At 70.0% G+C, this 12,096-nt stretch carries 12 protein-coding genes; 6 read left to right on the top strand and 6 right to left on the bottom strand.

The genetic code is table 11. The features are described 5' to 3' along the window. Nucleotides 1-332: 332 nt before the first annotated feature. From ACGFIS_RS36335 to ACGFIS_RS36325, 3 genes are all read left to right on the top strand, one after another. Complete coding sequence (locus tag ACGFIS_RS36335) at nt 333-995, top strand: hypothetical protein (RefSeq protein ID WP_392973890.1); 663 nt, start codon at nt 333-335, stop codon at nt 993-995. A gap of 50 nt (nt 996-1,045) precedes the next feature. Then, a complete protein-coding gene (locus tag ACGFIS_RS36330; RefSeq protein ID WP_392973889.1) occupies nt 1,046-1,999 on the top strand; it encodes a hypothetical protein in 954 nt (317 codons plus the stop codon). Between the two features lie 165 nt (nt 2,000-2,164). Then, nucleotides 2,165-3,589, top strand: coding sequence for a hypothetical protein (locus ACGFIS_RS36325; protein WP_392973888.1), 1,425 nt, complete (start codon nt 2,165-2,167; stop codon nt 3,587-3,589). 112 nt (nt 3,590-3,701) lie between these two features. Here the strand turns inward: ACGFIS_RS36325 and ACGFIS_RS36320 are convergent, their stop codons facing one another. Then, entirely contained in the window at nt 3,702-4,595 is an 894-nt protein-coding gene (locus ACGFIS_RS36320; RefSeq protein ID WP_392908626.1) for a hypothetical protein, read from the bottom strand. 456 nt (nt 4,596-5,051) lie between these two features. Here ACGFIS_RS36320 and ACGFIS_RS36315 point away from each other — a divergent pair, with 456 nt between their 5' ends. Further along, the gene (locus ACGFIS_RS36315; protein ID WP_392973887.1) at nt 5,052-6,227 is read left to right on the top strand and encodes a helix-turn-helix domain-containing protein; all 1,176 of its coding nucleotides are present in this window, start codon (nt 5,052-5,054) and stop codon (nt 6,225-6,227) included. Between the two features lie 217 nt (nt 6,228-6,444). Next, nucleotides 6,445-7,662, top strand: a complete 1,218-nt coding sequence (locus ACGFIS_RS36310) for a helix-turn-helix domain-containing protein (RefSeq protein ID WP_392908630.1) — start codon at nt 6,445-6,447, stop codon at nt 7,660-7,662. A gap of 148 nt (nt 7,663-7,810) precedes the next feature. Here the strand turns inward: ACGFIS_RS36310 and ACGFIS_RS36305 are convergent, their stop codons facing one another. Beyond that, nucleotides 7,811-8,299 carry a hypothetical protein gene (locus ACGFIS_RS36305; protein ID WP_392908632.1) on the bottom strand — a complete coding sequence of 163 codons (489 nt, stop codon included), beginning with the start codon at nt 8,297-8,299 and terminating at the stop codon, nt 7,811-7,813. A 1-nt stretch (nt 8,300) separates the two neighbouring features. Between ACGFIS_RS36305 and ACGFIS_RS36300 the strand changes: the two genes are divergently transcribed. Beyond that, nucleotides 8,301-9,041 carry a hypothetical protein gene (locus ACGFIS_RS36300; protein ID WP_392908634.1) on the top strand — a complete coding sequence of 247 codons (741 nt, stop codon included), beginning with the start codon at nt 8,301-8,303 and terminating at the stop codon, nt 9,039-9,041. Nucleotides 9,042-9,066: 25 nt separating this feature from the next. On the opposite strand, the gene ACGFIS_RS36295 is transcribed toward ACGFIS_RS36300, so the two are convergent. The 4 genes from ACGFIS_RS36295 to ACGFIS_RS36280 form a co-directional block, all read right to left on the bottom strand. Next, nucleotides 9,067-9,714, bottom strand: a complete 648-nt coding sequence (locus ACGFIS_RS36295; protein WP_392908636.1) for a TetR/AcrR family transcriptional regulator — start codon at nt 9,712-9,714, stop codon at nt 9,067-9,069. A gap of 137 nt (nt 9,715-9,851) precedes the next feature. Next, complete coding sequence (locus ACGFIS_RS36290) at nt 9,852-10,517, bottom strand: TetR/AcrR family transcriptional regulator (protein WP_392973886.1); 666 nt, start codon at nt 10,515-10,517, stop codon at nt 9,852-9,854. Nucleotides 10,518-10,598: 81 nt separating this feature from the next. Continuing rightward, the gene (locus ACGFIS_RS36285; RefSeq protein ID WP_392908640.1) at nt 10,599-11,297 is read right to left on the bottom strand and encodes a lytic transglycosylase domain-containing protein; all 699 of its coding nucleotides are present in this window, start codon (nt 11,295-11,297) and stop codon (nt 10,599-10,601) included. Between the two features lie 71 nt (nt 11,298-11,368). Beyond that, nucleotides 11,369-11,959 carry a MarR family winged helix-turn-helix transcriptional regulator gene (locus tag ACGFIS_RS36280; protein WP_392908642.1) on the bottom strand — a complete coding sequence of 197 codons (591 nt, stop codon included), beginning with the start codon at nt 11,957-11,959 and terminating at the stop codon, nt 11,369-11,371. Nucleotides 11,960-12,096 lie beyond the last annotated feature (137 nt).

Here is a 12,096-nt window from a genome sequence, read left to right as displayed (position 1 = left end):
AGAACGAGTACATCGTCTCGAAGAACTACACCCAGCTCTGACCTGGAGCCTGCCCGACCGGTCCGTGCCCGCGGCGACCCCGCGGGCACGACACTTCCTCCGAACGCGAACGTAAGAGCCACCCAAGAGCAAGTACGACCAGGGGATCGCGGTCTACCCCATCACCTGACACCCCACAGGAAGGAAACGGCCGACGTGTCACAAAGGAGGTAGCGCGATATCCGGTCCTCTCGAAGAAGGGCCATCGACTCAGCGGGCGCCGACATCTTGCTCGGCGGGGCACTCGCCCCCGGTCGCAACGAAGCGAAGCACAGCGTGGAAGGGAGCCTGCCATGCGCTACAAGGAGAGCACGGTCCTCGGGACCACAGCGGCGGCCGTGCGACGTTTCTCTGCACGCCGAGGGGTACTGGGAGCGGTCGCATTGGCGGCTGCCTCCGTGTACGCGCTGCTCCCGGTGAACGCCGCGGCGGCGAAGTTCACGTCTTGGACGGTGACGCCAGGTGGACCGGCGAGCCTCGGCGGCCCGATCTCGATCGGCCCCTTCTCCTGCCCGAGCTGGGGACTCTCGGGGTCGTTCATCTCGGGAACCGGCCTGCCCGGCAACGGGCTGCTTACGATCACGTCCGTAAACGGCTCGGGTCCGTGTAGCGATGGGGTGAACTCCGTATCCGTCTCCCCTGGAAACCTCCCCTGGTCGTTCAATGCCGTGAGCTATCAGAGCGGCGTGGCCGTCGGCAACGTCAGCGATGTGAGCCTGTCGCTGCAGTACGGCTTCCTGTGCACCGCGACGGTGACGGGACCGGGGAGCGCGCCGGGAACCATCGATGCCTCCTACAGCAATGGCTTCGGCTCCGCCGCGCTCACGCTTGCCGGTGGCAATATGGAGGTCACGGCCGCGAGCGGTTGCGATCCAACGGTGATCAAGGTCGGTGACCCGATGCCGGTCTATGCGAACCTTCACGTAACTCCTGTCCAGACGATCACGAGCCCCTGACACCCGCTCACAGTTCTGCCGCCACGAATGCTGGAGAGCAGCATGGAGAGTTGTTCAGCGATGGGGCCTGGTTCTACTTCGGTTCGGTCACAGCCGGGGCGCAGTTGGTGTTGCTGGGGACGCTGGCCGCCGGGGTCCGGTTCGTCCATATCGGTGCGCCGGGCGCAGGAGCGGTGCTGATCGGGACGGGACTGGGCGCTCAGGTCTTCGGCGCGTCCACCGATGTGTGGATCGTGCACATCGCGATCGTGCGGCCCGGCGGTTTCCCGATCGATTTCGCGGAGGCCGTCCAGGTCATATGCCATTTCGCGCTGCTGACCACCGCGGTCGGCGGGGCGCTTCTGGCGCTGGCCCTTCACCATCGCTATGACGGACGCCCCGAACTGGCCGGGCCGTCCGGCGCCGAGCCCCGGATGGGGGCCCGCACGGCGTCCGCCGGCGCGGCGGCGACCCTGGTGTTCGTCCCGGCCGCCCACCTGGACACGGTCAAGGGCGGGTTCAGCGTCACCGCATGCTGGCTGCTGCTGGCGGTGGGCCTGGCGGCGGCGGCCCTGGCGGGGCTCCGCGCGGCGGTCGGTACCGTCGTCGCGTCGGCGATCGTCGTAGGGGTCTCCGCCGTCCTTCCGGGGAAGCGCGGGATGCGACCATTTCGATTGATGGCACTTACCGCTGTCGGGGGAGTCGGCCCTGGCTCCCGGGGCCGCGGCTGGGGCATCAGGGGCTTGCAACAACGAAGCCGCATCGAAGATGGCGAGGCTGTCCATGACAATGAGGCAGCGCTGGTGCACGGCGAGTCCTCCTCACCGGGAGTGGTCATTGGCGTGCGAAACGCGTTCGCATTCCATGCGGCAGATCGAAGCGATCCGAACACGCGATGGCCAGGTCGTCAACCAACCGGACACCGCCATCACTCGTTGACAATTGAAGGGCCGGCGTGGTCTTTGATTCTATCAGCCAATAATAATGTACGTCCGTTTCCCGGCAGTGATTTGGTGCGGGAATGACCGGGCGGGTTAGCCTGCGTACGTTGACCGTTCTGCGACTGCCCGGCGAGGGACGGTGACCCGATGCCGGACCACGGAGAAGCTTCCAAACTTCTCCCGTGAAGGCGATACATGCCGTCGACGTCCGGTCACCCCCCAAAGTGTCACGAAATGCGGGTGGGCAGCATGAAGAGTTCCGCAGCGCCTGCGAAGACGGCGTTCGAGCCGAGCCGGCCCTGGGTGATCGGGGCGGTTCTGCTGTGCGCGGTCGGCACGCTCGGGACGGTGGTCGTCGCTGCGTCGCCCGGGCACGAGAGCGGGAGCGACATCGGAAGCGGCATCGGGAGCGAGGTCGGTCGCGCGGCCGGGTTCGCCGACGTGTTCCGCATCCATCCCGGCCTGGTGTCGGTCGAGGCGGCCGCCGTGATCGCGGGGGTGACCGTCGCCGGGATCGCGGCGCTGTGGTGGTCGCCGCGTCGAGCCTGGCCGTGGCTGCTGGTCATGGGCGTCGTGCTGACGATCCCGGGAGAATTCGTGGACCTCATGTCGCCGCCGGAACCTATTCACCCCAGGTGGCCGCAGGAAACGGCCGGGGACAGGGACTGGCTCATCTACGGGTCCGTCACGGCAGGGGCGCAGTTGGCGCTGCTGGGGACGCTGGGCGCGGGGCTCCGGCTCGTCCACATCGGGGCGGCGGGCGTGGGGGCGGTGCTGGTCGGCGCGGGTCTGGGCGCCCAGGTGTTCGGCGCGTCCACCGACGTGCGGATCGTGGAACTGATGCTGCTCCGCCCCGGCGTCTCTGCGTCCGGCGTCCAGAGCCTCCTGCATGACGGGATGCTGCTCGCCGCCGTCGGTGGGGCGCTGCTGGTGATGATGCTGTACCGCCGCTACGACGGGCGGCCCGAGCTGGCGGCGCCGTCGTCGCGTGCCGAGCCCGCGATGGGGCGCGGCACGGCGCTCGTGGGGGCGGTCGCCGCCGCGGTGTTCGTCCCGGCCGCCTTCATCGGCGACGACGAGTTCGACGTGGCCGCCTCCGCACTGCTGCTGGCGGCGGGTCTCGTGGCGGCCCTCATCGCGGGTCGCCGGGCGTTCGCCGGGACGGCTGTCGCGTCGGCGGTCGTCGTCGGGATCTCCGGTCCGACGGATGCGCTGATCCAATCGGCCGAACCCATCGGCATGTGGTTCTGGATCGCGGTCGGAGTGGCGGCAGGGGCGGCCGCCGCGTTCCCGTCCTGGCGGCGCTGGACGGCCGTGGGCGCGTGCGGGCTGTGCGGTGCGGCGCTTGCGGTGACGATGGTGATACGTCCGGACGAGACGACCGTGCTGATGCTCGCCCTCCTCGCCGCCGCCGGCACCGCCGCGATCGGTTCGCTCGGGGTGTGGCTCGCCAGGGACGGGCGGCTGCCCGTCGTGCTGGGGCCGCTGGTGTTCGCGACGGTCACCGGCGGCTGCAGCCTGCTCGCGCACTGGCAGGGACCCGAAAGGCGCGGGACCGGTGACGATCTGTTCCGCGAGCCCGGTCACCTCTGGGTCTACACCGCCCTGCTCCTGGCGGCGGCGGTGGCCTTCGCCGCCCTCGAACGGCTGAGGGCGCGGCCCCGGTCGGACTGAGACCGCGCCCGGAGCCGACGATGTCGCGGCGCGGATCCCAGCCGTCATCGGACTCACCCGGTCACTGCGATGGCCGGCCTCGTTCGCCTTCGCGTACGAGGCCAGTTGCCCGTCAGGTGAAGATCTCGTGGAGCGACTCGGCGGTCACCGCGTGGCGGGCCCAGGCGTGGATCTGTTCGAGGTTTTGGCAGGAGCTGATGCGTTCCCTGACGTCGTCGTCGATGGTGAAGCCGCGCGACTCAAGGACGATGAGGAGCAGCTCGATCTCTCCCTCGACCCTGCCCTTGGCTTCGCCCTCGGCCCGGCCCTCGGCCCGGCCCTCGGCGATGTGCTTGAGGGCGAAGTCGCTCTTCCACTCGTAGACGCCGGCCTGCATGATCTCCTCCAAGCAGTGTCGTGCGGCGGCGGAGAGCTGCGACCGCACGTAGTCATGGTACAGCTCGCCCCTGTCACGGTCCGTGACCTCCAGGGCTTCGGCGAAGGCCGTCAGGATGGCCCTCTGGTCCGGGCCGTCGGCGTGCGCGACGGTACTCAGGATCGCCAGTTCCGGCAGGGACCGGGCCTTCTCCAGGTCGGTGACGGCGGGTGCTTCGGTGAGGTTCAGCACCCAGGGGCGCAGCACCCAGCCTTGATGCCCGCTCTCGATCGGTTCACGGCACCATGCGGTGGTGTTCTCGTCCGGGCACAGCACCAGCAACGTCACCGGGCACTCGCGGCGGGCCCGGAGCGTGGACAGATAGACGGGCCAGCTGAAGCGCTTGCGCCGGTCCGGTTTGAGCTGGACCTCGACGACGATCGCGAGATCCGGGCGCTTGGGGTCACCGAGCAGGACGGTCGAGTCGCATCGGTATTCGGTCGGGTTGCAGTCGGTGAGCGTCTCCGATCCCAGTGATATCTGTTCGTACTCGGGGGGCTTGATTCCGGACACCGCCTGAAGGAGTTCCGGGGCCAGCGCGGGCTGGTTCCGGAACAGGTCGAGCGGTACCTCGTGTTCGACGGAAGGCACGAGGTGGACGCTATCCGTGTTCATGTCACCACGGAGAGCGAAAGTCGTTACGTGGGGCATTGAGGTAGATGTTCGGCGATGTCCCCGTTCGTGGTGCGGGTGGCGTCGGCTCTCCGCCGGTCCTGAACGCCGTGCGGCATGTCCCGGGCGGTAACGATCTGGGTGCGGGCCGGGCGTCGAGTTTATCGTCCGGTGATTGACGTGGACGGCCATTTGCTCGCCAAGTGAGCGTGAGTGTGGTGGGCGGGGCCGTGTTGGCGCAGATTACTCCGTAATGAACGCGTGGATAAGCCCGTACAGACTGTGAAAGTTTCTCAGGAATGGTGCGCGGTGGACGCGGCTGGGTTACGTTTCTTTGCATCGTTCCTCTATCGGCGCGAAGGAGGATGGACGATGACGGGGACCCTCGCTGGGCGAGGGCGTCCGGGGCCGGTCCCGCCACAGGTGATCGCCATTTTGAGTGCCGAGCTGCCGTCCCTCGCCGAAGAGATCATCGGTGAGGTCAGGCGTTCGGTGCCCGAGGACGCGCGGCAGGGCGGGAAGGTGCGGCAGCCGACCATCCGGGCCAGCGTGGAGCAGGTCATGGCCGCGTTCGTCGACCAGGTGACGGGGATGGGCGACACCCACGAGCACCGCGACGAGCTGTGCCGGGAACTCGGGCGCAGCGCGGCGTACGAGGGGCGCAGCCTGGACGCGCTGCAGGCCGCGTACCGGGTCGGGGTCCAGGTCGCGTGGCGGCGGGTCGCCGACGTGGCGCAGCGGCGGCGGCTGCCGTCGGGGGTGATGACGCAGCTCGCCGACGCGCTGTTCTCCTACATCGACGAGCTGGCCTCGCTGTCGGTGCAGGGGTATCTGGAGGCGCGGTCGCGGTCGGCGGACGAGCTGGCGGGGGAGCACCGGCGGCTGCTGCGGATGGCGCTGCGTTCCGGCGCGCCGGGCGGCGCGCTGGCGGAGGCGGCGGAGACCGCGGGCTGGCCGCTGCCGGAGGAGGCGACGCTGGTCGCGCTGCCCGCCGGGGCGCGGTGCGTCCGGGCGGCGCTGGACGAGGACGTCCTCGCCGACCTCGGCGACGCCGAACCCCATCTGCTGGTGCCCGGCCCGTTCGACACGGCGCGCAGGCAGATGCTGGTCAACGCGCTGCCCGAACGCCGGTCCGCGGTGGGGCTGACCGTCCCGCTGGCGGAGGCGGCCCATTCGCTGCGGTGGGCGCGGCGGGCGCTGGCGCTCGTCGAGGCCGGCGTTCTGGAGGACGCCGGTCCGACGATGTGCGAACGGCATCTGCTGGAGCTGTGGCTGCTGTCGGACGAGGCGCTGCTCGACCAGCTCTCGCGGCGCCAATTGGGGGCGCTGACGGGGATGAGCCGGACCCAGCGATCTCGCATGACCGAAACCCTCGGTGCGTGGCTGGAGGCACAGGGAAACGCGGTCGAAACCGCCCGGCGGCTGCGCGTGCATCCGCAGACGGTGCGGTACCGGATGCGGCGCCTCAGCGAGACGTTTGACGAGCAACTGGCCGATCCGGCGTCGCGTTTCGTACTGGACGCGGTGCTCCGGGCGCACCGGTTGCGGCAGGGTGCGGAGGCCGTCAATGCGGTGAGTAAAACCACGCCGGACGGTGCGTACCTGTACTAACAACAGTGAGTGATTTTACTTTTTATTTGCCTTGAGGTGCGGTGTATTCGATCTACCTTCGGTGTGTCTCAGTTCACAGCCTGTCGGGGGCGCACAGGGGTCCCCGCTCAGTGCGCTCTTGGCGTTTCCGTAGTAGAGCCGTTCGTCCGGGACGCCGGGTGCCCCCGCCCGGTCACACGCCAGGACCCGTGACGGCGGCGTTCTCGGAGGTGTCCCGATGACAAGGACGCTCACGCCGGGGGCGGTGCAGCCGCGGCCGAGGCTGCCACGTCGCCTGGCGTTGATGATGCGCCCGGAGCTGCCCACTCTCTCCAAAGAGATCATTCATGAGGTGCGGAGGTCGATCCCCGAATACGGCAGGCCGATGCAGGGTCCGTACGTCGAGGCCCTGCAGATCGGCGTCGAACGGGCCCTGACCGACTTCGTCGAGCAGGTCGCCAACCCCCGCGCGCCGCGCGAACGCTACCGCGAGACCTATCGCAGGCTCGGCAGGTTCGAGTCCCAGGAGGGCCGCACGCTCGACACGCTGCAGGCCGCGTTCCGCATCGGCGCGCAGGTGGCGTGGCGCCGCGTCATGAAGGTCGGCCCTCGCCGGCACCTGTCCAGCGACGTCATGGCGCAGCTCGCCGACGCGCTGTTCGCCTACATCGACGAGCTGGCCGCGCTGGCACTCGAGGGCTACATGGAGGCGCAGCCGGACGGGGAGGTCGAGGCGCACCGGCGGCGACTGCTGGAGCTGCTGCTGCGGCCCCTCGGCTCCCACCGCGTCCTGTCCGACGCCGCCGGACGGGCGCAGTGGCCGATACCGGAGGAGATGATCGCGGTCGCGGCCCCGTCCGGTGCCCCGTACGTCCGGGCGGCCATGGACGATGACGTGCTCGCCGACCTCACCGCGGAAGAGCCGTTCCTGGTGGTACCGGGCGGACTGACCGCCGAGCGGAGACGGGCGCTGCTGCGGGTGCTGCCCGAGGGGCGGCTCGTCGCGGGCCCCAGGGTGCCGGTCGACGGCGTCGCCGACTCGCTGCGCTGGGCGCGGCACGCGCTCAGGCTGGTGGACGCGGGCGTCCTGGGCGACGGCCCGGTGACCGACTGCGACGATCACCTCATCACGCTGTGGCTGCTGTCGGACCAGGCCCTCGTCGACCGGCTCGCGCACCGGCATCTCAGCGAGCTGGCGGAGTTCCCGATCCGGCAGCGCGACCGGCTGATGGACACCCTGCGCGCGTGGCTGGTGAGCCGCGGCACCGCCGCCGAGGTCGCCGAGGAACTGAACATCCACCCGCAGACCGTCCGCTACCGGATGCGGCAGCTCGAAGGCATTCTGGGCGACCGGCTGAACGATCCCGACGGGCGTTTCGCGATCGAGGCCGTGCTGCGCGCGACGTCGCTGCGGCGCCGTGCCGCGGAAGGCGCCGGCGACGGTCGGATGAACTGATCCTTTTCGTCCCGGCGTCCTCCTTCCGGAGGGCGCCGGGACCCGTTCCGGTGGGCAGCAGAAAAGGCTCACTCGTTGATAATCGATGAATGCCGGGACGCCCGTTCATGAGCAGTGGGCTATGACATTGCCAGGCGGCCTTGATTGCCTATTCTCCGCATGCTTCCATCCAATTCAGAGCAATTCGCGGGATGGTGCGACGGGGTGGAGGTGCGATCAGGGTGCGCTCACGTTCGGCGCGTTCGTTCCTGGCGGGACTCGGCGTGATGGCGCTCATCGGCCTGACGGGCGTGCACCCGGTGTACGCGGACACCACCCCCGCACCCACCGCGACCACCACCGCGACGCCGACCGAGACTCCCACGGAGACGCCGACCGAGACTCCTACGGAAACGCCCACCGAGACTCCGACTGAGACACCGACGGAGACGCCGACCGAGACTCCTACGGAAACGCCCACCGAGACTCCGACTGAGACGCCCACGGAGACACCGACGGAGACGCCCACCGGGACACCGACCGAAACCCCCACGGAGACGCCGACGCCGGCCCCGACCGACCCGCCGGGGACCCCGGGCACTCCGAGCAAGCCCAAGACCCCCGTGCTGTCTCTCGGGCTCACGGTGTCGTCGGCCACGATGCGTCCCGGCGGTTCGGTCACCGCGACGGTCGAGGTGTGGTCGGCGCACGCCACCGCGCAGAGCACCGTCCTTCGGATGTCGGCCTCGGACGCCTCGGTGAGCCCGCGGACGCAGAACCTCGGTGCCGTCGGCGGCGGCGGGGCCGCGGCGATCGCGACCGTGCGCGCCCCGTCCGGTGCCGAACCCGGCATCGTCACGGTGAAGGCCGCCGTCTCCGCGGCCAAGGCGAGGAGCGTGTCCCGCAGCTACAAGCTGATCATCACCGACTCCACCGGGGCCCCGCCGCCGGGGGTGAGCCTGGCGAGCCTGCCGCCCGGCGTCCCGCCGCTGACCCCGTCCGACTTCAACCCGCTCAAGGGGATGAAGGGACCGCAGGTGGCGCTGCCCCCGGTCGCCTCACCGCAGATCGCGGCGAGCCCGATGCCGCTGGTGCCCGTCGCCGGCCTGCGCACGATCGAGGACGAGATGTTCACCGTGCAGCGGCTCTCCGCCCTGCAGGCGGGCTTCCTGGCCGCGATGACGGCGGCGGTGACGCTGCTGCTGCTCCGGCTGCGGCTGGCCCGCCGCGCCTACACCGTGCGGATTCCGCTGCCGCGGGCCCAGCGCAGGCGCCTGCTGCACACGGGCAAGCGGCTCACCGCGGCACGCCTGCGCGCGCTTCCACCGCAGCCCGCACGGGTGCGTCCCGTCCGGCTCGTCTGGCTGCCCGTCAGGCCGGCCCGCGCCGCCCGCCTCTGAACGCGCCTTCAGACGCGGGCACCGGTCACTTGCCCGGGGCGAACATGGGGCGGAAGCCCGCGATGAGCTGCCGGATCACCGGACGCTGCTCGGCCGGGGTACGGCCGCGCAGGTCGTGGATCGGGTCGAGGCCGTCGTAGTACGGCGCGAGCGCCAGGAACGGCAGGATCGTCAGGATCAGCGTGGCGAGGACGTCGAGATCGGCGTCCTCGCGGATCGCGCCCTCGGCCTGCCAGAGCTGCAGCGTCGGGTGGACGACCTGCAGGTAGTGCTGGTTGGCGGTGTCGCGGACGACGGAGCGGACGCTGTTGTCGAGCTCGAAGTTCGTCGCGGCGGTGACGCCGCGCTCCAGCGGATGGTCCGACATGTACTCGGTCCAGTCGCACAGGACGTCGAACAGCCACTCGTCGAAGGACTGGTCGAAGTCGATCCGCTCGATGCGGCGCTCCATCTCCTCGCGGATGCGGCGGGACGTCTCGTCGCAGACGAACGCGAAGAACTCCAGCTTGTCGCTGAAGTACTGGAACAGGGAGCCCTTGGCGATGCCGGCCTCGCGCGCGATGGTGTTCAGGCTGCCCGTCGAGTACCCGTTCTCCCCGAACTCGCGCATCGCCACCTCGAGCACCCGCTCGCGCTTGGCGACGTTGAGGCGGAACCAGGTGGACGTTGGCATGGACCCTTCGACTTTCCGTCAGGAACCGGTAACCCGGTGGTCAAGGATAACGGTCCGTCGCGTCCCGTGTGACCCGAAAGGTCACCCGCGCACCGCCCGTCCGCCGGTGCCGGTCCCCCCACCAGGCCGATCGCGGTTCAGTGGGCCAGCCGGATCAGGATGCGGCACACCTCTTCGATGATCTCCGTGGCCTCGGTCTGGCTCTCGGCGGTGGCGATCTCCCGTCCGGCCTCGCCGATCACCGTGGTCAGCACCAGGCTGAGCACCTGCTCGGGCCGGCCCGCCGGGTCGCCGGCGGAACCGCGCAGCAGCTTGGTGTTCTGCGCGATCCAGTGCTGGGCGCGGCTGCGGCGCATCAGCGACGACCCGGACGGTCCCTCGCCGTCGAGGAACAGCCGCGCCGCATCCCGCCGCTCCCAGCACACCAGGAGGTAGGCGCGGGCGCCGGCGATGAACAGCGCGATCGGGTCGGACTCGCCGTCCTTGCGCGCGGCGGACACCGCCTGCGCCGCGGCCCCCTCCTGCTCGCCGCTCAGGTCCTCCCACAGCGCCACGTACAGACCGGCCTTGCCGCCGTAGTGGTGGTAGAGGCTGCCGACGCTGATGCCGGACCGCTCGACGATCTCGGCGATGCCCGCGTCGGCGTAGCCGCGGTCGGCGAAGACCTCCAGCGCCGCGGTCAGCAGGGACTGCCGGGTGGCGTCGGCCCGCGCCCACTGGCGGCCGCCGGTCGCACCCTCGCCGCCGTTGCCGTTGCCGCCCTCGCCCGCACCGTTCGCCTGCCGCGCCTTGCTCGTCCGCATCCCCCCATGGTGCCAGGCCACGCGCTCCCGTACGGGATATAGCGCCTCTGGGGCCCGGACGAGCGGTTCGGAGCGGGCGGCTCAGTACCAGTTGTGCGACTGCCAGAACGACCACGCGCCGCACGGGTCGTCGTAGCGGGCCTTGATGTAGCCGAGCCCCCATGCGATCTGGGTCGGGGAACTGGTGCGCCAGTCGGATCCGGCGCTGGCCATCTTGGTGCCGGGCAGCGACTGCGGGATGCCGTAGGCGCCGCTGGACGGGTTCTCGGCCCGCTCGTTCCAGCCGCTCTCGTGGTTCCACAGCGTCAGCAGGGACGGCCAGCAGCGGTCCCACCCCTTGAGGGCGTTCATCTTCTTGCCGTACGCCTTGTTCTGCTTGGAGCTGGGGTTGGACTTGGCGAGCCGCTCCCGCTCCTGCTGGGCCTTCAGCTTCGCCCGCGCCTTCGCCTCGCGCTTGGCCTTCTCCTTGAGCCGCTTCAGCTCGCGCTGGTGCTGCTCGTAGGCGCGCTTCTTGGCCGCGGCGACCGCGTCGGCCGCGACCGGGTCCATGTCGGACGCGGACGTCAGCTTGGCGAGCATGTCGTTGGTCGACAGCCCGGCGGCGGCCATCTTCGGGGGCTTGGTGCCGTCCTTGACGAACCTGTCGATGTCCACCAGGACGACCGCCGCGCCGATCGCGCCGATCGCGACGATCATGATCGTGACGTTGCTGGTCAGCGCCCGCAGCAGCCGCCGCTTGCCGGTGCCGGGGCTCCTGCGCGTGCCGTGACTCTTTGGCATGGGGGAAGACTGCCTATCGCCCGGGGTCGATGTCCTCGAAGAGGAAGTACGCCGACAGGGTCGCACACGGTTCACCCATCGCGGTGCCCCCGGTGCCGTCCCGCGCCGGGATTCAGCAGCTCCACGTCGCCGGCCGCCAGCCGCGCCGGCTGCAGAGCCTCGAAGATGTCGCGGTGCATCCCCTCGAAGGGCTCCAGCGCCCCGCCGGGCGCCTCCAGCGCCAGGCCGACCTCGTTGACCCGCTCCCGTCCCGCGGCGGTGACTTCGACGAGCGTCGCGCGCCGGTCACGGGGATGCGGGGTGCGGGTGACGAGCCCGGCCGCCTCCAACTGGTCGACGGTGAGCTTCACCGTCGTCGGATGCATCATCAGGACCCGGCCGAGCGTGCTCAGCCGCGCCCGGCCCCGGGTGGACAGGGCCAGGGTGGTCAGCAGGAAGTAGCCGGTCCGGGTGAGGTCCAGCCGTTTCAGCTCGACGTCCAGTGCCTTCGTGAGCAGCTGGTTGAGCCGCCCCACCGCGCAGATCGCCATGAACGGCCAGGGTCCGCCGAGGAGCCCCTGCCCCTCCCAGCGGTCCCGGACGCCCATGACGAGCGGGTCGACACCGTCGTCCATCTCGGGTTTCACGTCCTCTATCGCGCCTCGTCGCGCCTCGGTTCGCACCGGCCGATCGTAGCTTCGGACAAATCAACATGTAAGTACTCGCTTCTTAGACCTTCTTCCAATAGAGTGCCTCAGATCACAGGCGGTACCCGAGTGCTTGCAAGGGCGCGCGGCATCGTGTGTGATCCCGGTCTCGG

It is taken from the genome of Spirillospora sp. NPDC048824, from assembly GCF_043198455.1.
Lineage (GTDB): Bacteria > Actinomycetota > Actinomycetes > Streptosporangiales > Streptosporangiaceae > Spirillospora.
The sequence above is the reverse complement of the archived record's forward strand: the minus strand, read 5'-3'. Positions and strand labels throughout refer to the sequence as shown.